At 60.6% G+C, this 21,453-nt stretch carries 22 protein-coding genes and 1 other RNA gene; 18 read left to right on the top strand and 5 right to left on the bottom strand.

The window, feature by feature from the left end; genetic code table 11:
- Window positions 1-147 precede the first annotated feature (147 nt).
- Together dnaK and grpE are read right to left on the bottom strand one after the other, a co-directional pair.
- Window positions 148-2,088, bottom strand: a complete 1,941-nt coding sequence (gene dnaK, locus OQE62_RS04290; RefSeq protein WP_265720761.1) for a molecular chaperone DnaK — start codon at window positions 2,086-2,088, stop codon at window positions 148-150.
- Window positions 2,089-2,290: 202 nt separating this feature from the next.
- The gene (gene grpE, locus OQE62_RS04285) at window positions 2,291-2,974 is read right to left on the bottom strand and encodes a nucleotide exchange factor GrpE (RefSeq protein ID WP_265720760.1); all 684 of its coding nucleotides are present in this window, start codon (window positions 2,972-2,974) and stop codon (window positions 2,291-2,293) included.
- A 431-nt stretch (window positions 2,975-3,405) separates the two neighbouring features.
- On the opposite strand from grpE, the gene recN reads away from it, so the two are divergent.
- Together recN and OQE62_RS04275 are read left to right on the top strand one after the other, a co-directional pair.
- The gene (gene recN, locus OQE62_RS04280) at window positions 3,406-5,073 is read left to right on the top strand and encodes a DNA repair protein RecN (protein ID WP_265720759.1); all 1,668 of its coding nucleotides are present in this window, start codon (window positions 3,406-3,408) and stop codon (window positions 5,071-5,073) included.
- Window positions 5,074-5,261: 188 nt separating this feature from the next.
- Entirely contained in the window at window positions 5,262-5,855 is a 594-nt protein-coding gene (locus OQE62_RS04275; protein ID WP_265720758.1) for a 1-acyl-sn-glycerol-3-phosphate acyltransferase, read from the top strand.
- 73 nt (window positions 5,856-5,928) lie between these two features.
- On the opposite strand, the gene fur is transcribed toward OQE62_RS04275, so the two are convergent.
- Window positions 5,929-6,333: a ferric iron uptake transcriptional regulator gene (fur, locus tag OQE62_RS04270; RefSeq protein ID WP_265720757.1), complete on the bottom strand. Its 405-nt coding sequence runs from the start codon at window positions 6,331-6,333 to the stop codon at window positions 5,929-5,931.
- A 309-nt stretch (window positions 6,334-6,642) separates the two neighbouring features.
- Here fur and OQE62_RS04265 point away from each other — a divergent pair, with 309 nt between their 5' ends.
- Window positions 6,643-6,990, top strand: a complete 348-nt coding sequence (locus OQE62_RS04265) for an outer membrane protein assembly factor BamE (RefSeq protein WP_265720756.1) — start codon at window positions 6,643-6,645, stop codon at window positions 6,988-6,990.
- A 16-nt stretch (window positions 6,991-7,006) separates the two neighbouring features.
- On the opposite strand, the gene OQE62_RS04260 is transcribed toward OQE62_RS04265, so the two are convergent.
- Both OQE62_RS04260 and OQE62_RS04255 read right to left on the bottom strand, forming a co-directional pair.
- Complete coding sequence (locus OQE62_RS04260; protein WP_265720755.1) at window positions 7,007-7,342, bottom strand: RnfH family protein; 336 nt, start codon at window positions 7,340-7,342, stop codon at window positions 7,007-7,009.
- Window positions 7,339-7,791: a type II toxin-antitoxin system RatA family toxin gene (locus tag OQE62_RS04255; RefSeq protein ID WP_265720754.1), complete on the bottom strand. Its 453-nt coding sequence runs from the start codon at window positions 7,789-7,791 to the stop codon at window positions 7,339-7,341. Before OQE62_RS04255 ends, OQE62_RS04260 begins: the two co-directional genes overlap by 4 nt.
- A gap of 187 nt (window positions 7,792-7,978) precedes the next feature.
- On the opposite strand from OQE62_RS04255, the gene OQE62_RS04250 reads away from it, so the two are divergent.
- The 15 genes from OQE62_RS04250 (at window position 7,979) to OQE62_RS04185 (ending at window position 21,399) form a co-directional block, all read left to right on the top strand.
- On the top strand, window positions 7,979-9,397 hold the full coding sequence (locus tag OQE62_RS04250; RefSeq protein WP_265720753.1) for a sodium-dependent transporter: 1,419 nt from the start codon (window positions 7,979-7,981) through the stop codon (window positions 9,395-9,397).
- Between the two features lie 20 nt (window positions 9,398-9,417).
- Window positions 9,418-9,897, top strand: coding sequence for an SsrA-binding protein SmpB (gene smpB / locus OQE62_RS04245; protein WP_265720752.1), 480 nt, complete (start codon window positions 9,418-9,420; stop codon window positions 9,895-9,897).
- 61 nt (window positions 9,898-9,958) lie between these two features.
- Window positions 9,959-11,317, top strand: a complete 1,359-nt coding sequence (locus OQE62_RS04240) for a sodium-dependent transporter (RefSeq protein ID WP_265720751.1) — start codon at window positions 9,959-9,961, stop codon at window positions 11,315-11,317.
- 163 nt (window positions 11,318-11,480) lie between these two features.
- Window positions 11,481-11,870: a transfer-messenger RNA gene (gene ssrA, locus OQE62_RS04235) on the top strand.
- Between the two features lie 188 nt (window positions 11,871-12,058).
- Window positions 12,059-13,288: a tyrosine-type recombinase/integrase gene (locus tag OQE62_RS04230; protein WP_265720750.1), complete on the top strand. Its 1,230-nt coding sequence runs from the start codon at window positions 12,059-12,061 to the stop codon at window positions 13,286-13,288.
- 10 nt (window positions 13,289-13,298) lie between these two features.
- Window positions 13,299-13,940, top strand: a complete 642-nt coding sequence (locus tag OQE62_RS04225) for a hypothetical protein (protein WP_265720749.1) — start codon at window positions 13,299-13,301, stop codon at window positions 13,938-13,940.
- Between the two features lie 648 nt (window positions 13,941-14,588).
- Window positions 14,589-15,014 (top strand): hypothetical protein, encoded by a 426-nt coding sequence (locus OQE62_RS04220; RefSeq protein ID WP_265720748.1) that lies wholly within the window; start codon window positions 14,589-14,591, stop codon window positions 15,012-15,014.
- 338 nt (window positions 15,015-15,352) lie between these two features.
- Window positions 15,353-15,634, top strand: coding sequence for a hypothetical protein (locus tag OQE62_RS04215; protein ID WP_265720747.1), 282 nt, complete (start codon window positions 15,353-15,355; stop codon window positions 15,632-15,634).
- Window positions 15,635-15,673: 39 nt separating this feature from the next.
- Window positions 15,674-16,702, top strand: a complete 1,029-nt coding sequence (locus tag OQE62_RS04210; protein ID WP_265720746.1) for a hypothetical protein — start codon at window positions 15,674-15,676, stop codon at window positions 16,700-16,702.
- A 10-nt stretch (window positions 16,703-16,712) separates the two neighbouring features.
- A complete protein-coding gene (locus OQE62_RS04205; RefSeq protein WP_265720745.1) occupies window positions 16,713-17,273 on the top strand; it encodes an HK97 family phage prohead protease in 561 nt (186 codons plus the stop codon).
- A 4-nt stretch (window positions 17,274-17,277) separates the two neighbouring features.
- Complete coding sequence (locus tag OQE62_RS04200; RefSeq protein WP_265720744.1) at window positions 17,278-17,550, top strand: hypothetical protein; 273 nt, start codon at window positions 17,278-17,280, stop codon at window positions 17,548-17,550.
- 11 nt (window positions 17,551-17,561) lie between these two features.
- Window positions 17,562-19,826 (top strand): hypothetical protein, encoded by a 2,265-nt coding sequence (locus OQE62_RS04195; RefSeq protein WP_265720743.1) that lies wholly within the window; start codon window positions 17,562-17,564, stop codon window positions 19,824-19,826.
- A 124-nt stretch (window positions 19,827-19,950) separates the two neighbouring features.
- Complete coding sequence (locus tag OQE62_RS04190; protein WP_265720742.1) at window positions 19,951-20,346, top strand: hypothetical protein; 396 nt, start codon at window positions 19,951-19,953, stop codon at window positions 20,344-20,346.
- Complete coding sequence (locus OQE62_RS19470; protein WP_377558775.1) at window positions 20,288-20,773, top strand: C40 family peptidase; 486 nt, start codon at window positions 20,288-20,290, stop codon at window positions 20,771-20,773. The genes OQE62_RS04190 and OQE62_RS19470 overlap by 59 nt, the downstream gene beginning before the upstream one ends.
- Complete coding sequence (locus tag OQE62_RS04185; RefSeq protein ID WP_265720741.1) at window positions 20,761-21,399, top strand: hypothetical protein; 639 nt, start codon at window positions 20,761-20,763, stop codon at window positions 21,397-21,399. The genes OQE62_RS19470 and OQE62_RS04185 overlap by 13 nt, the downstream gene beginning before the upstream one ends.
- The last annotated feature ends 54 nt before the right edge of the window (window positions 21,400-21,453 follow it).

The raw sequence follows: 21,453 nt of genomic DNA, 5'->3' as shown, positions 1-21,453 counted from the left end.
TCTTAACGGCGTAAGGCGCGGCGGCTTTTCCGCAGAATTGCCGTCGCGCCTTGCGAGCTATTTGTAGGAGCCTGCCCTGCATGCAGCTTTGTTTTTTTGCCTGCGAGGCAAGCCCCTACATAAGAGGAGTAAGCTGACGCTTACCTTTTATTTATCCTCTTTCTTGTCGTCCTTCACTTCTTCGAACTCGGCGTCCACTGCGTCGTCACCACCGGAAGACTGCTCGGCCTGTTCACCGGCTGCCCCTTCGGCGCCGCCGGCGGCCTGGGCCTGCTCGGCGTACATCTTCTGGGCCACCGGGCCGGAAGCCTCGGTCAGCTTGTTGGTAGCGGCGTCCATGGCTTCCTTGTCGTTACCCTTGACCGCTTCCTCGGCTTCCTTGATGGCTTCCTCGATCGCGGTTTTCTCTTCCGCGGTGGCCTTGTCGCCGGCCTCTTCGAGGGTTTTCCGGGTGGCCGAGATCAGGCCGTCGAGGGTATTGCGGGCAGTCACCAGTTCCTCGAACTGTTTGTCCGCCTCGGCATTGGCCTCGGCATCGGACACCATCTTGTCGATCTCTTCCTCGGACAGGCCGGAGGAGGCCTTGATCACGATGGACTGCTCTTTACCGGTCGCCTTGTCTTTGGCGTGCACGTGCAGGATGCCGTTGGCATCGATATCGAAGGTCACCTCGATCTGCGGGGTGCCGCGCGGCGCCGGCGGAATATCGGCCAGGTCGAAGCGGCCCAGGGACTTGTTCTGCGCCGCCTGCTTGCGCTCGCCCTGTACCACGTGGATGGTCACGGCGGTCTGGTTGTCGTCCGCGGTGGAGAACACCTGCGATTTCTTGGTCGGGATGGTGGTGTTCTTATCGATCAGCGGGGTGGCCACGCCGCCCATGGTCTCGATACCCAGGGTCAGCGGGGTCACGTCCAGCAGCAGTACGTCCTTGACGTCGCCGGCCAGTACCGCGCCCTGGATGGCCGCGCCCATGGCGACCGCCTCGTCCGGGTTGACGTCCTTGCGCGGTTCCTTGCCGAAGAACTCGGTGACTTTCTGCTGTACCAGCGGCATGCGGGTCTGGCCGCCCACCAGGATCACTTCGTCGACACCGGAGGCGGACAGGTCCGCGTCGGCCAGGGCGGTTTTCACCGGCTCCAGGGAACGGGTCACGATCTCTTCGACCAGGCTCTCGAGCTTGGCGCGGGTCAGTTTGACCACCAGGTGCTTGGGACCGGTGTTGTCCGCGGTGATGTACGGCAGATTGACCTCGGTCTGCTGGCTGGAGGACAGCTCGATCTTGGCCTTCTCGGCGGCCTCTTTCAGGCGCTGCATGGCCAGCGCGTCGCCGGACAGGTCGATGCCCTGGTCCTTCTTGAACTCGTCCGCCAGGTAGTTGATCAGGCGCAGGTCGAAGTCCTCGCCGCCGAGGAAGGTGTCGCCGTTGGTGGACAGCACTTCCACCTGCATCTCGCCGTCGACGTCGGCGATCTCGATGATGGAGATATCGAAGGTACCACCGCCCAGGTCGTAGACCGCCACGGTGCGGTCGCCGCTCTGCTTGTCGAGGCCGTAGGCCAGCGCCGCCGCGGTGGGCTCGTTGATGATGCGCTTCACTTCCAGGCCGGCGATGCGACCGGCGTCCTTGGTGGCCTGGCGCTGGGAGTCGTTGAAGTAGGCCGGCACGGTGATCACCGCGGCATCGACCGTCTCACCGAGGAAGTCCTCGGCGGTCTTCTTCATCTTCTTCAGTACTTCGGCGGAGATCTGCGGCGGGGCCTTCTTCTCGCCTTTCACTTCCACCCAGGCATCGCCGTTCTCGGCTTCGATGATGCCGTAGGGCACCATCTTGATGTCTTTCTGGACCACCTCGTCCTTGAACTTACGGCCGATCAGGCGCTTCACCGCGAACAGGGTGTTCTGCGGATTGGTAACGGCCTGACGCTTGGCGGCCTGCCCCACCAGGATTTCGCTGTCTTCGGTGAAGGCGACGATGGAAGGCGTGGTGCGGTCGCCCTCGGCGTTCTCGATCACGCGCGCCTTGTCTCCATCCAGTACTGCCACACAGCTGTTGGTAGTACCCAGGTCGATACCGATAATCTTGCCCATCTGTAGAATCCTCGCTTTTGTTGCGCGCCGACCGCGTCGAGCGGGCCCGCTGCGCGTTTGCATTCGGTGATGCCAGCTATATTGGTGCCGGCCTTACAATTTCAAGGGGCTTTTTGCCCGATCCTCCGGAACTCTTGTCGAGATGCAGGAGGCGGACCGGAAAGCGATCCGCCTCCCGGTCTTCACACTTCAGTGCAGATCCCTAGGGTGCCTTGCTGACCACCACCATCGCCGGGCGCACCAGGCGGCCGTGCAGGCGGTAGCCCTTCTGGAACACTTCCAGCACCGTGTTCGGCTCCACATCGCCGTTGGGCACCTGGGTCATGGCCTGGTGCAGCTCCGGGTCGAAGGGTTCGCCGGCCGGGTCCACGGCCTCCACCGAGTATTTCGCCAGGGTGTCCACGAAAGACTTGTGGGTCAGCTCGATACCCTCGACAATCGCCTTGTTGGCCTCATCGTCGGTGTCGATGGTGGACAGCGCCCGCTCCAGGTTGTCCACCACCGGCAGCAGGTCCTGCAGCAGCTTCTCCACACCGAACTTGTGCGCCTTTTCCACATCCTGCTGCGCGCGGTGGCGGGCGTTCTGCGCCTCGGCCTGGGCGCGCATGGCCAGGTCTTTCTGGATCGACAGCTGTTCCTGCAGCTTGACGATCTCTTCGTGCAGTGCGTCGGAGCTTTCGTCCTCAGCGTGCAGGGCTTCCTCGGCCTGGTGCTGTTCCTCTTCGGTCGGCTCCTCGACTTCCGCGGAGGCCTCCTCCTCGGTTGCGGCTGCCTCTTCGGTCAGTGCCTCGGGCTCTTCCCCCCCAACTGAGGGCTCTTCTATCTGATCTTCTTCGCTGCGCTCTTTGGCCACTGCTTTCTCCGTCGCGTCGACTGTCAGTTTCAACAAAATTGCCCGTCGGGCGGGCACTGCCAACCTATATGGGGCCCCACCCCCACAGTTCAAGTGGACTTTTCGCCGCGGAACCGATTGGGTCCGCGAAGAGCCCGCTGCCGCGGCGGCGGCGCAGCCTCTGGGCAGGCTAGTGTGGTGTAACGTACTAAATGCACTTATCAGAGCCCCCCAAATTGTTCACAGCAAGGCGCCGCTCGCAGGGAATGGTGGTTCCATTTGCAAGAGCGGCAACGCCGCTGTGGACGATTTGGGGGGCTCTGATAAGTGCATTTAGTACGTTACACCACACTAGTGTCGCCCCGCCCGGCTGGCTAACCCCACGGGATTACTGTATAAATAAACACTGATTCGAGCGCCGGGAATGCCCCGGCCGCCGAAACTGAACCCCGAAACCTGACCCAATAACAACGGCCACGATTGCTATGCTGCTGCACCTGTCGATCAGCCAGTTCACCCTGGTGGACCAGCTGGAGCTAGAGTTCGGTTCCGGCACCAGTGCCCTCACCGGCGAGACCGGCGCCGGCAAGTCCATCACCCTGGACGCCCTGGGCCTGGCCCTGGGCGACCGCGGCAACGCCGAACTCGTGCGCGCCGGCGCCAAGCGCGCCGACATCCACGCCACCTTCGATATCAGCGACCATCCGGAGGCGGCGGCCTGGCTGGAGGAGCAGGAGATGGACGCCGGGCCCGAGGCCATCCTCCGGCGCGTGATCGGCGCCGACGGCCGCTCGCGGGCCTATATCAACGGCCAGCCGGTGACACTGCTGCAGTTGCGCGCCCTGGGCGAGCAGCTGATCGATATCCACAGCCAGCACGAGCACCAGTCGCTGCTGAAAAAGGACACCCACCGGCGCCTGCTGGACGAGTTCGCCCATGCCCAGGAGCTGGCCGCCGAGACCCGCATCCATTTCAAGACCTGGCGGGACCAGTACCGCCGCTATCGCTCCCTGGCCGACAGCGCCGAGGAAACCCAGGCGCGCCGCGACCTGCTGGAATACCAGTTGGAGGAACTGGAACAACTGGACCTGCAGCCCGGCGAGATCGAGGAACTGGAGAGCGAGCAGCGCCAACTGGCCAACGCCGGCCAGATACTCAGCGGCAGCTACCAGCTGGCGGCGATGCTGAGCGGTGGCGAGGGCGATATCGCCGAACACCTGCACCGCGCACTGCAACTGCTGACGGCGATGCCGGAGCAGTCGCCGGCACTGGCGGAGGTGGCGCAGATGCTCGACAGCGCGCGCATCCAGGTGGACGAGGCGGCCGGCACCCTGTCGCGCCATATCGACCGCTTCGAGATGGACCCGGAGCGCCTGGCCGAGGTGGAGGAGCGCCTCAGTGCCATCTACCAGGCGGCGCGCAAGCACCGGGTGCAACCCCACGAACTGGCGGATCTGCAACAGCAACTGCAGTCGGAACTGGACGATATCGGCGCACCGGACACCCTCGATCGCCTGGCGGCCGAGTGCGAAAAGCTGGAACAGACCTTCCGCGCCACCGCCGGCAAACTGAGCGATCTGCGCACAGAAGCCGCCGCGGAGCTGGCGGAGGCGGTCAACGCGCAGCTTTCGGATCTGGCCATGCCCCACGCGCGGGTGGAACTGGCACTGCAACCGCAGGAGAAGCCCAGCGCCAGTGGCCTGGAGGAAGTGGAGATACTGATTTCCACCAACCCCGGCCAGCCGCCGCGGCCGCTGGGCAAGATCGCCTCCGGCGGCGAGCTGTCGCGGGTCAGCCTGGCGATCCAGGTGGTCACCGCACAGACCTCGCGCACGCCGACGCTGGTGTTCGACGAGGTGGACGTGGGCATCGGCGGCGTCACCGGCGATGTGGTCGGTCGCCTGCTGCGCCAGTTGGGCGAGCGCCGCAACGAGCGCGCCGGACAGGTGATCTGCGTCACCCACCTGGCACAGGTGGCAGCCCGGGCCCACAAACAGTACCTGGTGGAAAAACACAGCGACGGCGAGGCCGCGTTCGTCTCCCTGCGGGAGCTGAAAGACAGCGAGCGCCGCGAGGAAATCGCGCGTATGCTGGGCGGCGAAACCACCGCCCAGTCCCTGGCCCACGCCGGGGAGATGCTGGAGCGGAGTTGACTGGGGGACTCAGTGAGGTGCGCCGTGGCAGACAACTGCTCCATGCGTTTTCTGCATGACCGCTGGGCGGCACCCCGCATCCTTGGCGGCCTCGCACCGACCGGCCAATGGGCCGAAAATGACCGGGAATGGCAGTAAACTTCACCTATACTGCTGCGCCACCAGAAGTAACAATCTCGGCACTATCCATGCGAAGAACCATATTCAACACCCCCATTCTCACCCCGCTCCTGCGTCAGGGCGCCCGCCTGCTGTTGAGACTGCACGGCTGGCGCGTGGTCGCCGACCAGCAGGCGCTGAAACTGAAAAAGTACGTACTGCTGGGCGCGCCCCACACCAGCAACTGGGATGGCTACTACTTTATCCTCGCCGCACTCAAGCTCCGGCTGACACCCCACTGGATGGGCAAGGACAAGCTGTTCACATTCCCGCTCGGCGGGGCAATGCGCTGGTTCGGCGGTATTGCCGTGGACCGCAGCAGGGCCAACAACCTGGTGCAGGGCACCGTCGACCAGTTCAACGCAAGTAGCGAGCTGGTCGTGGCGGTGCCGCCGGAGGGCACCCGCGGCCGCAAGGAACGCTGGAAAACCGGTTTCTACTACATCGCCCGCGGCGCGGTGGTACCGGTGGTGTGCGGCTTTATCAACTATCCCAGAAAGGAAGTGGGAATGGGGATGGCCATGGAGATGGGGGAGAACCTGAAGGCGGAACTGGAGCGCTTTCGGGACTTTTACGCGGACAAAGTTGGCAAGTTTCCCGAACGCTATACGCCACCGGCCTGATGCCGGTCGCGCCGGAGCCCAGTCCGGCAGGCCTGCGGCCTGCAAGCGGAGCTGGAGCTCCGCACTCCCGGGATCACTTTTTCTTCACGTAGAGCACCAGGCTGTGGCCCGTCAGTTCGTAGCCGTGCTCTTCGGCGATCTGCTCCTGCAGGCGCTCGATTTCCTCGTTGTGGAACTCGATCACCTTGCCGGTATCAGTGCAGACCATGTGGTCGTGGTGCTCGCCGCGGTCCAGCTCGAACACCGAGTGACCGCCGTCGAAATTGTGGCGTATCACCAGACCCGCCCCCTCGAACTGGGTCAGCACCCGGTAGACAGTGGCAAGGCCGACGTCCTCGCCCGCCTCCAGCAGCAGCTTGTAGACATCTTCGGCGCTCAGATGCGGCTCGCTGGAGCTTTCCAGCAGCTGCAGGATCTTCACCCGCGGCAGGGTGACTTTGAGGCCCGCTTTGCGCAGTTCCTGATTCTCAGTAGACATGAATAAATAGTTCCCGACAGGATTTCGGTGGATTGTTCACTTTCAGAGGCTCGCTCGCGCAGCCCGCAGACTGCCGGCCGACTCGACAACGACCCGCGACAGGGCCGTGCCCGGACTCCGCAGGGGTCCCTGTCAGCGGGCCAATACTTCGGGTATTATCCACGCCCAGCGGAGTCAGCGGAACCCCGGGGCACTTTCCGGTCGCATTGGCGGCCGATGGCGCCCGGCTGTGGAACTTTCGCCGCCGGCGAGCGCCTATTCTGTAACCCGGCCGCCAATGCTGACCGAGAAACCATAATGGAGCAATGAATGCCGTCTAGCCTGAGAATCCTCGCCGTCGTCGGCCTGAGCGCCCTGCTCGGGGCCTGCAGCCTTTTCAAGTTCCCCGGTGTACACCGCATCGAGGTACAGCAAGGCAATATCGTCACCCAGGAGATGGTCGACCAGCTCAAGCCGGGCATGACCCGCCGCCAGGTGCGCTTCGTACTGGGCACCCCGCTGATCGAGGACACTTTCAATCCCAACCGCTGGGATTACATCAACCGCGTGCGCGACCCGGAAAACGAAGTCACCCAAAAGCGCTTCAGCGTCTACTTCAATGGCGACATCCTGATCGCCACCAGCGGCGACTGGCAGCCGGCGGGCTGGCCGGAGTAACCGGCCTGGATCGCGCCTACTGCTGTTGTTTCTGCGCCTGCCGCTTCGCCTTCTCTGCGCGCTGCCTGCGCGCCTCTTTGGGATCGGCGATCAGCGGGCGGTACACCTCGACCCGATCCCCCGGCTGCAATTCGTACTGGTCCGCAGGTGCCAACCCCTTGGTGCCCAGGGCCTGGCCGAAGATCCCCAGCTTTGCCGTGGCCGGATCCACCTCCGGGTACTCCTCCGGGATGCCGGAGCGCACCAGCGCCTCCTGTGCCGTAGTGCCGGGCGCGACCAGCAGGCGCATCAGCCGCTGCTCGTGGGGCAGTGCGTAAACCACTTCCACCGCAATCGTCCTGTTCTCCGTCATGGCGATTCCCCGCTCTTGTCTCCGTAAACCTGCTCTGCCCTGGCACTCATGACCCCCACCATCTGATTGGCCAGCTCGCTGAACAGCTTGCCCGCAGCGGCGGCAACCAGCCGGTTTTTCAGGCTGAAAGACAGCGAAAAGCGCACCTTGCAGGCATCCACCGCCAGCGGTGTGAAATGCCAATGGCCGGTAAAATCCGAAAAGGGCCCTTCAACCAGTGTCAGCGTCATGCGCAACGGTCGCTCCAGTTCGTTGCGGGTCACAAATGTCTGGTGAATCCCCGCCCGCGCCAGCTCCAGGCGCGCCTCGAGGATGTGTTCGTCCCTGAACAGAACCTCGGCGCTGCGGCAACCGGGCAGGAACTGCGGGTAGCTGGCCACATCATTGACCAGGTCGAACATCTGTTCCGCACTGAACATCACCAGCGCGCTGCGCTCTATTTCAGTCATTACTGCTGTCTATTCCAATACTTCGAGCCATTTTGCCTGCGATCGGCGGCGAGCCGGCAATTTTGACAGCCGGCGCTACTCAAGCAAGGCAATTCCTGCAACAATCGCACTTTTTACCCGGCCGGTCACGGCGGCGGCCGGGCACAACCAATCCGAAAGACAAGAATAACAGGCGAGCGAGAAGACTATGGCCGCAGCGAGAGAACACTTTGGATCGCGACTCGGATTTGTCCTGGCCGCGGCGGGTTCCGCCGTGGGTATCGGCAACCTGGTGGCGTTTCCGGTAGCCGCCACCAAGAGCGGCGGGGGCGCCTTCCTGCTGGTTTACGCGCTGTTCGTGTTCTTTATCTGCCTGCCGGTGATGATGGCCGAGCTGTCCCTGGGCCGCAGGTCCGACAAGGACCCGGTGGGCGCCTACCGCCAGCTCTCCGGCGGCTCCGGGCCGTGGCGCATTCCCGGCTGGCTGGCCCTGATCACCCCTTTCATGATTGCGGTCTTCTACCTGGTGGTGACCGTGTGGATTCTCGGCTACCTGGTGGAAACCCTGCGGGGCAACCTGGACCAGCTCGCCACACAGGCCCATTTCAAGCAGTTCATCAATTCGCCGATCGTGTTTCTCTACCTGGTGATCGTGATGCTGGGGATCAACGGCATCCTGGCGCTGGGCGTCAAGGACGGCATCGAGCGCGCGGCGAAAACCCTGATGCCGACACTGTTCGTGATGCTGCTGGGACTGGTGATCTTCGTGCTCACCCGCGAAAACGCGATAGTCGGCATCAAGTACTACCTGATACCGGACTTCTCCCAGCTGGATGCGAGGGTCGTGAACAACGCCATGGCGCAGGCGTTTTTCTCCCTGTCGCTGGGCATGGGCATCATGATCACCTACGGCTCCTACATGAAAAAGCAGGATTCGATCCCCGGTTCGGCTCGGGCGGTGGCCATTACCGACACCCTGGTTGCCTTCACGGCCGGGCTGCTGATACTACCCAGTATCTTCCACTTCAATCCGCAGATAGATACCACCACCCTCAGCGACTCCTCCGCCGGCATGATCTTCCTGTTTCTGCCCAAGATCTTCTTCGCCCTGCAGGAGAGTATCGGCTATTTCGGCGCGAGCGCCTTCGCCTCGGCCTTCTTCTTCCTGGTGCTGGTGGCCGCAATCACGTCGCTGGTGTCCATCATCGAGGTGCCGCTGGCCACCCTGCGCGACGAAGGTGGCATGGGGCGCAAGAAGTCCATTTACACAGTGGCGGCAATCCAGCTCGTGCTGGCCATCGGCTGCGCCATGTCCTTCGGTATGGCAGACTGGCTGACCAGCTTCGTCCAGGTGGCCGGCAAAGACACTTCTTTCTTTGCTCTGGTAGAGCTGATCTTTTATTCTACGATCCTGCCGCTGAACGGCCTGCTGGTCTGCCTGTTCGTGATCTACAAATGGAAACGGGCCAACTTCGACAAGGAGCTGCAGCAGGGTGACAGCGGTTTTGCCGGCTCCCTCTTCCAGAGGTACGTAAACTTCTCCCTGGGGACCTTTATCCCCCTGATCCTGTTGCTGGTCTTCATCATTACGGTGGCAGACAAGTACTTCGGGTACAGTTTCTTCTAAATCGGGCACCAGTAGTATCCATGGCCAAAAAGAAAAAGGCACAATCCTCCCGCACCATCGCGCTGAACAAGAGGGCCCGCCACGATTACTTCATCGAGGAGAGGTTCGAGGCGGGCCTGGAGTTGCAGGGCTGGGAAGTCAAGAGCTGCCGCGAGGGCAAGGCGCAGCTCACTGACAGCTACGTGATTTTCAAGCGCGGCGAGGCCTTCCTTCTGGGTTCGCGCATCCAGCCGCTGCCCAGTGCCTCGACCCATTTCGTCACCGAGCCCGACCGCACGCGGCGCCTGCTGCTCAAAAAGCGCGAACTGGCCAAGCTGATCGCCTCTGTCGAGCAGAAGGGCCACACAGTGGTGGCCACCGCAATCTACTGGAAAAAGCACCTGATCAAGTGCGAGATCGCGCTGGCCAAGGGCAAGGCCAAGCACGACAAGCGCGAGACGGAAAAGCGGCGCGACTGGAACCGCGAGAAACAGCGTCTGATGCGCAACGAGTACCGCTGACCCGGGCTCCTACAGAGTACGCTCGGCGTAAGCACAGATAAGAATAACGAAGAGAATCACAATGAGTGCACCGCGAGGACAGTTCAGCTCCAATATCGGTTTCCTGATGGCCGCGGCCGGCTCCGCCGTGGGCCTGGGCAATATCTGGGGCTTCCCCACCAATGTGGCCGCCAACGGCGGCGCCGCCTTTGTACTGGTCTATCTGATCATGGCCTTCCTGCTCGCGTATCCGGTACTGATGGCGGAACTCACCATCGGCCGCCACGCGCGGCGCAATATGGTGCAGGCACTGCGCGGCATCGCCACCGGGCCGATCAACCGCTTTCTCGGCGGCCTGACAGGCTTCGGCGGCATCCTGGTGGCCTCGCTGATCCTCAGTTTCTACGCCATCGTCGCCGGCTGGATGGTGGCGCACCTGGCGGAGCCCTTCTTCAGCCTCGCCGGCGTCGAGGGCACCGCAGAGTGGCTCAGCGCCAACAGCACCGCCCGCAACCTGACCTTCACCGCCCTCTTCAGCGCCCTGACCATGCTGATCATCGCCAGCGGCGTGGAGAAGGGGATCGAGCGCTGGTCCACCCTGCTGATGCCATCGCTGATGGTGTTGTTGCTGCTGTTGATCGTCTATGTGCTGACCCAGGAAGGCGCCATGGAGGGGCTCAAGGTCTATCTGATCCCTGACCTCAACCAGCTATCGCCGGAACTGTTGCCGGAGCTGTTGATTGATGCCATGGGCCAGGCGTTTTTCTCGCTGTCCCTGGGGGTCGGCACCATGCTGATCTACGGCTCCTATCTCAGCCGGCAGGAAAGCCTGCCACGCCTGGGCGTACTGGTAACCCTGATCGACGTGGGCATCGCCTTCACCGCCGGCCTGCTGATACTGCCTGCCATGTACGTAGCCAGGGAAGCCGGTACGGAAATCTTTGACAAGGCCGGCAACCTGATCGCGGAAGATCAACTGGTTTTGCAAGTGCTGCCCGCCCTGTTCGACACCATGGGCACCGCCGGCCTGTTCGTGGCCATCGCCTTCTTCGCCCTGATGGTGATCGCCTCCCTCACCTCCTCCATCTCCATGCTGGAGGTACCGGTGGCCTTCACCATCGAGAACCTGAAAATACCGCGCCGCCTGGCAACTCCACTGGTCGGCCTGGTCATCTTTGCCATCAGCAGCCTGATCATCTTCAATTTCAAAGCTCTGTTCCTCCTGATAGTCACCATCGCCACCAAATTCGGCCAGCCATTGCTGGGCGTCGCCCTGTGCATCTTCGCCGGCTGGATCTGGCGCCGCGACCAGCTGCTGGCGGAACTGAAAAAGGGCCACGAAGATATCGAGCAGACCCTGTTCTGGAAGATCTGGCCCTGGTATGTGCGTATCGTCTGTCCGCTGCTTATCCTGACCGCTTTCGCCCAGTCGGTCATGTGACCCCCGGGCCATTCCGGGACCGCGGAGCTCGGGAGCGCCCGCCGCCAGCTCCGCACAGCCCACAGGCCCTCCACTGACCCGACAACCACAAATACTCCCGCGACGCCTATTGCCTCCCAGGGAATTTTGTTATACTCCGCTCCACGCAAATGCGTTTCCTACCGGGGATGACTTGGATTCGACGCCGGTGACGAAACCATGGGTGCATGCCGTGATGGCAGCCAATCACGTAAATCCAAAGCTGCAATCTATTAGTTGCCAACGACGACAACTACGGTGCCCAACTCGCTGCGTAAGCAGCCTGTGAAGCACTAACTAAGGGTTCGTCCCTTAGCGGTCTTCAGTAAGGTGCCAGTACCGCGCTGCAGACTGTCAAACAGAACTGGATCGCTGTGAACCGCGCCTGTCGGGGATCGGCTAAAACCTAAACAGGCTCGCCAATTACGTCCTGCCCGTCGGGCTGTAAGCGGCTAAATCAATTGACGGAACTAAGCATGTAGAGCCTCTGGCAGAGTGCTGACGGACGCGGGTTCGACTCCCGCCATCTCCACCAACTCACCGTCTCAGACGGACCACAGAAGCCTCGAAAGCCCAGTGTTTTCGGGGCTTTTGCTTATCTGACCCATCCCAGTTAATCTAACTCAACCCGTCCAAATCTAACCGCAACTGGCCGGGTTTGTGGACGGGTTGGGCCTGCCGGCACCGTCCACCCCGTCCAAATCCAGCGAGGAAGGCTCAGCCATGCCGCTGTCAGATACCAAGATCCGCGCACTCAAGCCCCGCGGGAAGAAGTACCTCGAGGTCGACGAGAAGGGCCTGGCCATTGAAGTGACCCCCAGCGGCGCCAAGCGCTGGGTGTTCCGCTTCAGGCTCCACGGCAAACGGCCGGAGATGGCCCTGGGGCTCTACCCTGATGTACCCCTGAAACGCGCTCGAGCGCTTCGGGACGAGGCACGCCAGCATGTGGCCGCCGGCATAGATCCCCGGGACGTGAAGCGCGCCCGCAAGGAATCCGCCCTCGAGGCCAATCGCAATAGCTTCTCCGCGGTCAGCCAGGAGTGGTTCGCAGCCAAGATGGCCCATCTGTCCAAGTCCTCCAGGGACCGCGCCCAGCGCGCTCTGGATAGCGACCTGCTGCCCTACCTGGGCAAGCGCCCTATCGCCGAAATTACCGCGCCGGAGGTGCTGCGCTGCCTGCGCCGGATCGAGAGCCGCGGCGCCCTCGAAACCGCCCACCGGGTAAAGCGGGTAGCCGGCCAGGTCTTCCGCTTCGCCGTGGCCACCGGCAAGGCCGACCGCGACCCCACCACCGACCTCACCGGCGCGATGAAGCCCACGAGAAAGCGGCATCTGGCCGCGATCACGGATCCGGCGGAGGTAGGCAAGCTCATGGTGGCAATCGACGAGTACCAGGGCACCCCGACCGTGAGAACCGCCCTCAAGCTGTCCCCGCTGCTCTTCTGCCGCCCTGGGGAGCTGCGCAAGTTGGAGTGGTCGGAAATCAACTGGGAGGCCAGCCAGATAGAGCTGCCGGCCGAGAAGATGAAGATGGGCGAGCCACACATCATTCCGCTGGCAGAGCAGGCCCTGGCCCTGCTGCGGGAACTCGAGCCCCTCACCGGCCGCGGCAAGTACGTTTTCCCTTCCGCCCGGGGCCAGAGCCGCCCCCTGTCCGACAACGGCGTCAGGACCGCCCTGCGCTCCCTGGGATACGACAACGACACCATGACCGCCCACGGTTTCCGGGCAATGGCCCGCACGCTGCTGGATGAAGTGCTGGGCTGCCGGGTGGATTACATCGAGCACCAGTTAGCCCACGGGGTGAAAGATGCCCTGGGCCGCGCCTACAACCGCACCAAGCACCTGCCTCAGCGGGCGGCCATGATGCAGAAGTGGGCTGATTACCTAGACGACCTACGCGAGCACGCGAGATCGGGCAACGTGGTTGCCGTTCATTTTGGTACGAAATAAAGCAAGAAACATGAAAGAAATTGAAACTTTAATGGCAGAGTTCAAGGCTGAGGATGAATATATAGAAGAAATTCAGCTCCGAGCAAAACGCTACTGGAGAGAGCGAAAATGGCCACAAAACCCAGAAGCATGGTTGCGCAAAGCCGAAGTTCAAATTCCTAACGACATTACGCGACTCCCACCTAATCTCCGCGAAGAATTCGAAATGCTGTTCCGAACTCAGTTGCGTCATGCCAAACATTGCCTAGCAAACGGTGACGCCGATGGGTTAACTGTGGCAATAATGTTATTGGACACGAATTGCGAGACTGTGCGTACGAATATCCGATTACACAGAGAAGCCAGCTACTCAGCTTTGCAAAGTGACAAAGGAGATAAGGGAGCACAAGCTCGCTGGGGGAATCGTGGCGAATTGAATAAAAAAATAAAGGAACTTGCACAACGGCAAGACGACTGGGGATCACTACCTACAGCAGAATTATGGCCTTTGCTTTACGCGTGGCTTGACGAGAACAGACTAAACCCGTCAGAAACCACCGGGAAAACAACAGATAAAAGCAGAATTATCTGGGATGGCAACCCTAGCGGAATATCCTACAAGACCTTCAAAAACCAAATAAGCGCCCACAGGCAACAGCAGAACAAAAAATAATCAACCCATCCCGATGACCCGGGCAGGGAGAAAATATAAATAAAGTGCGTATCAGCCTCAACAAGCCCACATAGGAGCTGATACATGCCACACAATCTAAACCTTCCCTCTGCGATCAATCCCGATGCCAGCTACCGAGCCCGTACCTGCGCCAACTTCTTTGGCATAGGACTCTCGACGTGGTGGCATTGGGTAAAAACCGGAAAGGCCAAGCGCGGCACTAAACTCGGTCCTAAAACTACCGTATGGGACGGCGCCTACCTACTGGAGTTAAAGCGGGCCCTCATTGCTGAAGTTAACAGCATGGGGGACGCAAAATGAAAAACGCCCGACCAGCAAAGAACCAGCCGAGCGCCCTGAACAGCGCCAATCCTATCAAACTACCCTCCCGCCTGGAACGCCTGGCCCGCGCCTTCTCGGCATCTGTTGGAGGCCTCTCGCGGGAAGCCGTAGACCGCGCTACGCCCTGCAGCAATGGGCCGGAATACGTCCGACAGTTGCGCCGGCGCCTGGGGGTGAGAATCCCTTGTATACGGGTGCCATTCATCACGAGCGACGGGATCTCCAGCCGCCGCGGCGTCTACCGCCCTACTGATGAGGACCGCACAAAGCTTGCCAAAGCGCTGAATGGCGCGAGGGGGTGACCGTGTGGGTATCAGTCGACAAAGAGCCAAGGGCCGCAAGCCGGCGGGTACATTCGCAGCACTTCCTCACGCCGTCATGGATAGCGATGACTTCCGTTCGCTGTCTGGGGGTGCCATCAAGGTGCTGCTGGGCCTCTTGCGCCAGTACCGCGGTAACAACAATGGAGACCTCTCCGCAACGCTCAACCAGGCGCGGGAATGGGGCGTGGGCAGTTCGGCCACGCTCGCAAAAGCTTTGCAGGAGCTTCAGGACCGTGCCCTTGTCGTCCGGACCAGGGAGGGGCGCTTCCTCAAGCCTGGAGGCTGCTGCGCGCTCTACGCGCTCACCTGGCAATCTATCGACGAGTGCCGCGGGAAGCTGGAGATCGCTCCGACCAGAGCACCGATGCGCAGCTTCTCCTTGGAGCGCATCAAAAAACCTACTTCATAAAGTGAACCGTATCGGTTTAAAAAGTGAAGCGATGGGAGATCCACAAGCACCGGGAAACCCGCCCATCGCTTCAGAAAATGAACCGATGGGCGGGGGTGACCTGCTTCAGAAACTGAACTCCTCTATAGATTACCAGGGGTTCTCCCTGATTTATTATTTACCGCTATGTGTCGCGTGGTCGGCAACAAGCCTTTTCGTCTCGGTAACGATCCGACCGTTACTTCATCGTAATTCCACCGTTACTTATCGGTTCAATGTCCGCATCGGAAGCGGACATTTCGCGGACCTATCAGTCCAACAGCGCCCGGTTACCGAAATCGAGTATTCGGGGAGGCGTCGTGGATCGTGAACGCATACTCCAGGCAGTGGATAACGTGCAGGCAGAGCTGGACGGGCTGCGAGCCCTGGTGCAGGAAGAACAGCGGGAGCCTGCTCTAGATCCCGATACCCAGCCGGAGTGGTTGGAGACCCACGTGATTGTCCACCGATTCGGGATCACCGACGACCACGCCAGAAAAATGGCCCGGCGCCTGGCGCACACCGGTGGGGCAATCAAACCAGAAGGCAGGTGGTTGCTCGACCCGGAGGCGGTACGGGAGGCGTTGGGTCGGCACGTTTAATTTCCCTTCGGCACGGTTGCGGCACGTTTCGTGTGGACAATGACCATTGGATTCAATGAGCAAAGCGAGGTCTATATGGGTTCAGTACGGTTGGGCAATACCGGCGGGCGAGATTTCGTCCGATCCGCCATTGCCGGTGCGCTGGCGGAGGGTGGCTACACCACAGCGGTTAATTATGGTCGATCCCGCTGGGGGATCGAAATCTCAAAGGCGGCTGTGCCTGCCGCTACATTCGGCGACCTGGGTGACATCGACTTACAGGCTGTTGATTTTTTCAACCTTGTGCGGGAGCGGTCCATAATCGGCCGGATGCCCGGCATCCGCAGTGTGCCTTTCGAAACCGTGCTGGTGGAGGTCACTGCCGGCACCACTGCTGCTTTTTTCGCAGAGGGTAATGCGATCCCTGTCTCGGGATTTGATTTCGACGCCGGAGGCTTGCCGATCCGCACCTATGGGGGGCTGACCGTAGCGAGCAAGGACTCGCTGCGTGCCGACAACTTCGAAAACACTATCCGTGACGACCTTTTGCGAGCCGCCATCGACGCTGTGGACTCGACGTTCATCGACCCGAACAACGCCGGCGTTGCCGATGTCATCCCGCCGAGTATCACCAACGGAGTAACCCCGGTTGCCGCAACCGCTGACCCGCAGGCCGACATCACCGCCCTGGTGGGCGACTTTGACGGCGACCTGGGGGCTGCGTTCCTCATCACGACCCCGGCTCTTGCGGTCGCGCTGCACGGCGCTGGTTACGAGGGGGCCGGCGCTCGTGGGGGTGAGGTCGCCGGGATCCCCCTGATAACTTCCCGCAATGTTCCCGACGGTGTGATCGTTCTGGCCGACGCTGCTGGTATTCAATTGGCCTGGGAGGCGGGCGTCATCACCTCATCCAATAGCACCACACTGCAGATGGACGATGATCCCAATATGTCCAGCGCTACACCAACCGGCACCAACGTGGTCTCCCTGTTCGATACCAACACAATCGCCTTTCGCGTTGTCGGCAACGCGAACTGGTCCGTACGCCGGGCAGGATCCGTGAGCCTCGTTACTGGCGCGGAATATTAAGGGGGTAGCGATGACAGTTACATTAAATCAACTGGCTCGCCGCGTCGCTGATCTCGAGATGGCTTTGCGCCACAAGAGAATGGATCTGGCCTTGGACCACGTGCAGAAATTTGTCAGCGGCGGCAGAAGGGTGGTTACTGGGATAGCCAGTACCAAACAGGTGGACAGAATGGGCGACATCGTCGAGCCCAAAGGCGGGCACTGGTCGCTGCCGGTTCCATTGTTGTGGATGCACCGGCATGACGAACCGGTCGGATGGGTGCGCGAGGCGACGGCCACCGATTCCGGGGTCCGCGTCCGCGTTGAGATTGCCGAGGGAATCCCGCGCGCGGACGAGGTGTGGAAAATGCTTGAGGCCGGTCTGGTGGATAGCTTCTCCATCGGGTTTATCGGAACCAAGTCAAAGCCAATAAAAACCGGCCGGCGCTTCACGGAATGGGAGCTGATAGAGATTTCCGTGGTCAGCATCCCGGCAAACCCTGGCGCCAAGATCGGAAAACAATACAGCCGTGGCGAGGCTGTAAAACTGAACACCGTCGGACGCGGCGCCGTTCGCTTGAAGAGAGGATGAATCGATGAGCCTTGATACAGACAAGAGCCGTGCACTGCGCGTTGAAATTTCCGAAAGGGTGGCCTTTTTTACTGAATCTCTGGGGGTCGACAGCGGTGATGTAATTTTTAGCGGAACAGTTAAGGACGGCATGATTGAGATCGTGGCTGCTGTGGCGTTCCTCGATCTGGAGGAGACCGCCCGCGTCGCGGTGCCGAGAAGCTGTAGCGAAAAATTCGTTGCCGCTCTCGTCGAAGCGCTTCGTGCGGACTTCGCGGGGACAACACAAACACATTGAAGGGGGAGCCCATGGCAACTCGCTCACTCGGCACACTGACCCTGGATCTCGTCGCCAAAATAGGCGGCTTCGAGCAGGGTATGGGGAAAGCAGAAAAGCGCACTCAGAAATGGCGCAAGGAGGTAGAACGAAACGTTCGGGCTGCCGGTAAAGCATTTGCTGCAGGAGCCTCTGTCGCCGCTGGTGCACTGGCCGTAATGACCACGCGCGTAATTAACAATGCGAAGGAAATAGAAAATTTTTCCAATGTGGCCAACACCGGCGTAGAGGATTTCCAGCGCTTCGCCTTCGCCGCCGAGCGCGTCGGCATCCAGCAGGATAAGCTGGCCGACATTCTCAAGGACACCACCGACAGAGTGGGGGATTTCCTCCAGACGGGCGCCGGCCCGATGGCGGACTTCTTCGAAAACATCGCCCCGCAGGTGGGGGTGACGGCCGATGAATTCCGAAACCTTTCTGGCGCGGACGCGCTTGGGCTTTATGTAGACAGCCTTGAAAAGGCGAATTTGTCGCAAAATGAAATGACATTCTATATGGAGGCTATCGCCAGCGATGCCACCTTGTTGTTGCCGCTACTTCGGGACAACGGTCGTGAACTCGAAAGATTCGGTGACAAGGCGGAGGAAGCGGGCGCGGTCCTGTCCGAAATCGAGCTGGAGAACCTGCTGGACGCCAAGGAAAACATCGACGATTTACAAAATGCGATCACTGGTCTGCAAAACGAAATAACGGTCAACGCGGTTCCGGCCATCGATAATATGACGGAACTTCTGAGCGACCCAAAAACAATCGATGCTATCAGTGACGTAGCGGAAGCCTTGATTACAGTCGCATCCGCCGCCGTCAAGGCAACGGTGGAGATCACAGAATTTACACAGGGAGTTGCCGAAAGTGTGGCCCGGCTGGTGCATGGGGAGCCGGAAGTTCTGGCGCTTGAGCGGTCTATCAACTCACTGCAATCGACGCTGGAAAGTGGGGTTATTGCAGACGGCAAGCTACTGACGGGCGTGCGCCTGGCAACGGGCGAATTTTTGCATCAGGGGACAGCTGTTGAGGTCCTGGAAGAAAAGCTGAAATCTCTGCAGGCGCAGCGCGAAGAATTTTTCGGCCTTGGGGGTGGTTCGCAAGCTCAGGATCCGCCGCTGGGAGTAATCCCGGAGCTCGACAATTCTTTGATTACGGGCGCCGCGGCGGTTGCCGAAAAGACCGGCGAAACCGCAGATAATATTGCGGCCTTTGTTGATCCTCTCGAAAGGTTCAACAATCTGTACGACTCGACAATCGAGAAGCTGGAGGCTCGGGAGGCGGCGTTACAGCGTCAACGCGATGCGCAAGAGGCATATAACAAGTTGGTTGAGGACCTCCGCACCGACGAGGAACGACTCACCGACCAGGTCCGCGAGCGGCTGGCCGTCCTCGATGCCGTCCAGGACATCACTGACGCCCAGCGCAACCAGACGCTGGGCCGCATCGCCGACGACGCCACCGAGGAGGCCCCGGAGCTGGGCGGCGTCTCCAGCATGGAGGGCATCGACACCGCCCGCACGGAGCTGCAGGACTGGTACGGCGAACAGCTGGACATGCTGCGCAAGTTTCGCGAGGAGCGCGCCGACCTCAAAACCACCTGGGACGAGGAGGAACTCGCCCTCCAGGAGGAATACGAAAACCGCCTGACCGAGATCACCAAAGCTAACGAGGAAATACGCACCCAGCAAATGCTGGATGGCTACAGCGCGATCCTCGATGTGGCCGGCAAATACTACGAGGGGCTGGAGGGGGAAGAGGCGGCCTACACCCGCGCCGCCATCCAGCTCGGCCAGACCCTGCTGGACGAGAAAAAACGCAACGCGCTTGAGAGCATCCTCACCAGCACGCACAGCGCCGCCATGGGCGCCTACGAGGCCCTGGCCTCCATCCCCTACGTAGGCCCCGCTCTCGGCGCCACCGCCGCCGGCACAGTCTACGCCGCTGGCGCAGTGGCTGCCGCCGGCGTGACCGGCATGGCGCACGACGGCATCGACGCCGTCCCGGAGGACGGCACCTGGCTGTTACAGCAGGGCGAGCGCGTCACCACTGCCGAGACCTCCGCCAAGCTGGACCGCACGCTGGACGACGTTCAGCGCGGGATGAGTGGCCGCAACGGCCCCGGCGGAATGACGGTGAACAACAACTTCAATATGAAGGAGCAGCCTACACCCAGGACGCGCCAGCAACTGGCTGCGGAGGCGGCGCAGAGACAGCGGATGGTCGAACGGAGGTTGGGCTCGAGGCGATGACGTAATCCAGGGGGGGGAGGTAAACGAAAAATATTCGCACCGAGCGGACACCGCGCCCCCAATCAAATTTTCGCACTGCCAAAATTAAATTTCGGATTTTCAATTTCGGCAAAAAGGTTAAAAAATGTCCAAAAAGGGGCGAAGACCCAAGCCAGCGCGCCTTCATCTGGTGTCTGGGACCCATCGGCCCGGCCGTCATGGGGATGCGACCTCGAAGCGGGCCCGCACAGATCGAGATCGCTCCGCGTTCGGAGCGCTGAAGAAGCCTCCGAGCCTGAAGGGAGAGGGGGCGAAGGCCTGGAAGCGCTGGATCGAGCCCGCGTACTGGCTCGACGCCAGCCGAGAGCCAGCAGCGATCGCGTTCTGTGAGCTCTGGAAGGAAATGATGGTTAATCCGGCTAGCTTCCAAGCGGCGAAGCACAGCCAATTGCGTGGGTACATGGCTGAGCTAGGCCTCACCGATGAGCGCAACCGCGCCGAGAAGAAAGACGACGAGGAGGATGAATTTTTCGATGATTGATACCAAAGAACAAAGGCAGGCCGCTCTGTCACATGCCCGATCTATGGTTGGCGTGAAGTTTCGACACCGGGGACGCCAACCCTGGGCAGTGGATTGCTGGGGACTCGTTGTTCTCTCTTGCGCGGCCGCAGGCCTGCAAGTTGGAGATAAAAAGTACTATGGCAGAGAGCCCTGGAAAGATGGGTTGAGGGAGCACCTGCAAGAATGTTTCGGGAACCCGATTCCGGAAGAGCAATGGCAACCTGGCGACGTGGCTATGTTCAAGGCTAAGAACCGAGGCCCCTGCCATGTTGGCTTCTTGGCTGATTATAGGTACGGCGGGTTTTCCTTGGTCCACTCACATGCTCAACATAATGTCGTCGAGCATGTTCTCGACAAACGATGGCGCCATCTGCTGGTGGAGGTGTACTCGCCGTGGGATCATTGATATTTGGCAGCATCAAGATAGACGCGCAGCCTGTAGATGTAAAAATACAAACCAGCAAGGCGGGTGTCCCGAGGCCTATCATTTTCGGCACGGTCAGGCCAGTGAAAGGCAATATCATCGCTACCACCGAGCCAAAAATTGTTGAATGGACGGAGAGAAAGTCTGGAGGTTTGTTTGGGCCTGACATCAAGATCCAGCACCGGGAGATATACCGGACTTATGCCATACGCATTTGCGAAGGCCCTGTTACCCGGGTAGAACGTATCTGGAGAAACAATGAACTGATATACGTACACGACCCTGAAGTTTACATTAATGACGTCTACGTAGTAGCGCACGGTCTTCCTCAAGAGCTGGCAGAAATCTACACCGCCACTCTGGAAACAAATGATTTAACATTTTTACAAAGAGCATCCCTTTATCTGGGGGATTTCGACCAACAACCCTCGCCGGTGATGCAAGAGGCGTTCAGCGCAGAGAACGTTCATGCTTACCGTGGCACTTGCTATATGGTAATGGAAAACGAAAACCTGACCTCTACGAGCGGGGCTATCCCCCAGTGGCAGTTCGAGGTTACACGATGCCCAGAGACGCCTATGCCTTCGGCACCGAAGGCGAGGCCCTGAACAACTGATAAAAAAGCCCGCTTTAAGCGGGCTAATCTGCACCTGTTCTTGAGG

The organism is Microbulbifer halophilus (assembly GCF_026183675.1).
GTDB classification, from domain to species: Bacteria; Pseudomonadota; Gammaproteobacteria; order Pseudomonadales; family Cellvibrionaceae; genus Microbulbifer; species Microbulbifer halophilus.
The sequence above is the reverse complement of the archived record's forward strand: the minus strand, read 5'-3'. Positions and strand labels throughout refer to the sequence as shown.

Excerpts from the sequence above, each read along its gene's own strand:
- dnaK (WP_265720761.1), bottom strand. The coding sequence starts at position 2,088 with ATGGGCAAGATTATCGGTATCGACCTGGGTACTACCAACAGCTGTGTG.
- recN (WP_265720759.1), top strand. The coding sequence starts at position 3,406 with ATGCTGCTGCACCTGTCGATCAGCCAGTTCACCCTGGTGGACCAGCTG.
- OQE62_RS04275 (WP_265720758.1), top strand. The coding sequence starts at position 5,262 with ATGCGAAGAACCATATTCAACACCCCCATTCTCACCCCGCTCCTGCGT.
- fur (WP_265720757.1), bottom strand. The coding sequence starts at position 6,333 with ATGTCTACTGAGAATCAGGAACTGCGCAAAGCGGGCCTCAAAGTCACC.
- OQE62_RS04265 (WP_265720756.1), top strand. The coding sequence starts at position 6,643 with ATGCCGTCTAGCCTGAGAATCCTCGCCGTCGTCGGCCTGAGCGCCCTG.
- OQE62_RS04260 (WP_265720755.1), bottom strand. The coding sequence starts at position 7,342 with ATGACGGAGAACAGGACGATTGCGGTGGAAGTGGTTTACGCACTGCCC.
- OQE62_RS04255 (WP_265720754.1), bottom strand. The coding sequence starts at position 7,791 with ATGACTGAAATAGAGCGCAGCGCGCTGGTGATGTTCAGTGCGGAACAG.
- OQE62_RS04250 (WP_265720753.1), top strand. The coding sequence starts at position 7,979 with ATGGCCGCAGCGAGAGAACACTTTGGATCGCGACTCGGATTTGTCCTG.
- smpB (WP_265720752.1), top strand. The coding sequence starts at position 9,418 with ATGGCCAAAAAGAAAAAGGCACAATCCTCCCGCACCATCGCGCTGAAC.
- OQE62_RS04240 (WP_265720751.1), top strand. The coding sequence starts at position 9,959 with ATGAGTGCACCGCGAGGACAGTTCAGCTCCAATATCGGTTTCCTGATG.
- OQE62_RS04230 (WP_265720750.1), top strand. The coding sequence starts at position 12,059 with ATGCCGCTGTCAGATACCAAGATCCGCGCACTCAAGCCCCGCGGGAAG.
- OQE62_RS04225 (WP_265720749.1), top strand. The coding sequence starts at position 13,299 with ATGAAAGAAATTGAAACTTTAATGGCAGAGTTCAAGGCTGAGGATGAA.
- OQE62_RS04210 (WP_265720746.1), top strand. The coding sequence starts at position 15,674 with ATGACCATTGGATTCAATGAGCAAAGCGAGGTCTATATGGGTTCAGTA.
- OQE62_RS04205 (WP_265720745.1), top strand. The coding sequence starts at position 16,713 with ATGACAGTTACATTAAATCAACTGGCTCGCCGCGTCGCTGATCTCGAG.
- OQE62_RS04200 (WP_265720744.1), top strand. The coding sequence starts at position 17,278 with ATGAGCCTTGATACAGACAAGAGCCGTGCACTGCGCGTTGAAATTTCC.
- OQE62_RS04195 (WP_265720743.1), top strand. The coding sequence starts at position 17,562 with ATGGCAACTCGCTCACTCGGCACACTGACCCTGGATCTCGTCGCCAAA.
- OQE62_RS04190 (WP_265720742.1), top strand. The coding sequence starts at position 19,951 with ATGTCCAAAAAGGGGCGAAGACCCAAGCCAGCGCGCCTTCATCTGGTG.
- OQE62_RS19470 (WP_377558775.1), top strand. The coding sequence starts at position 20,288 with ATGAGCGCAACCGCGCCGAGAAGAAAGACGACGAGGAGGATGAATTTT.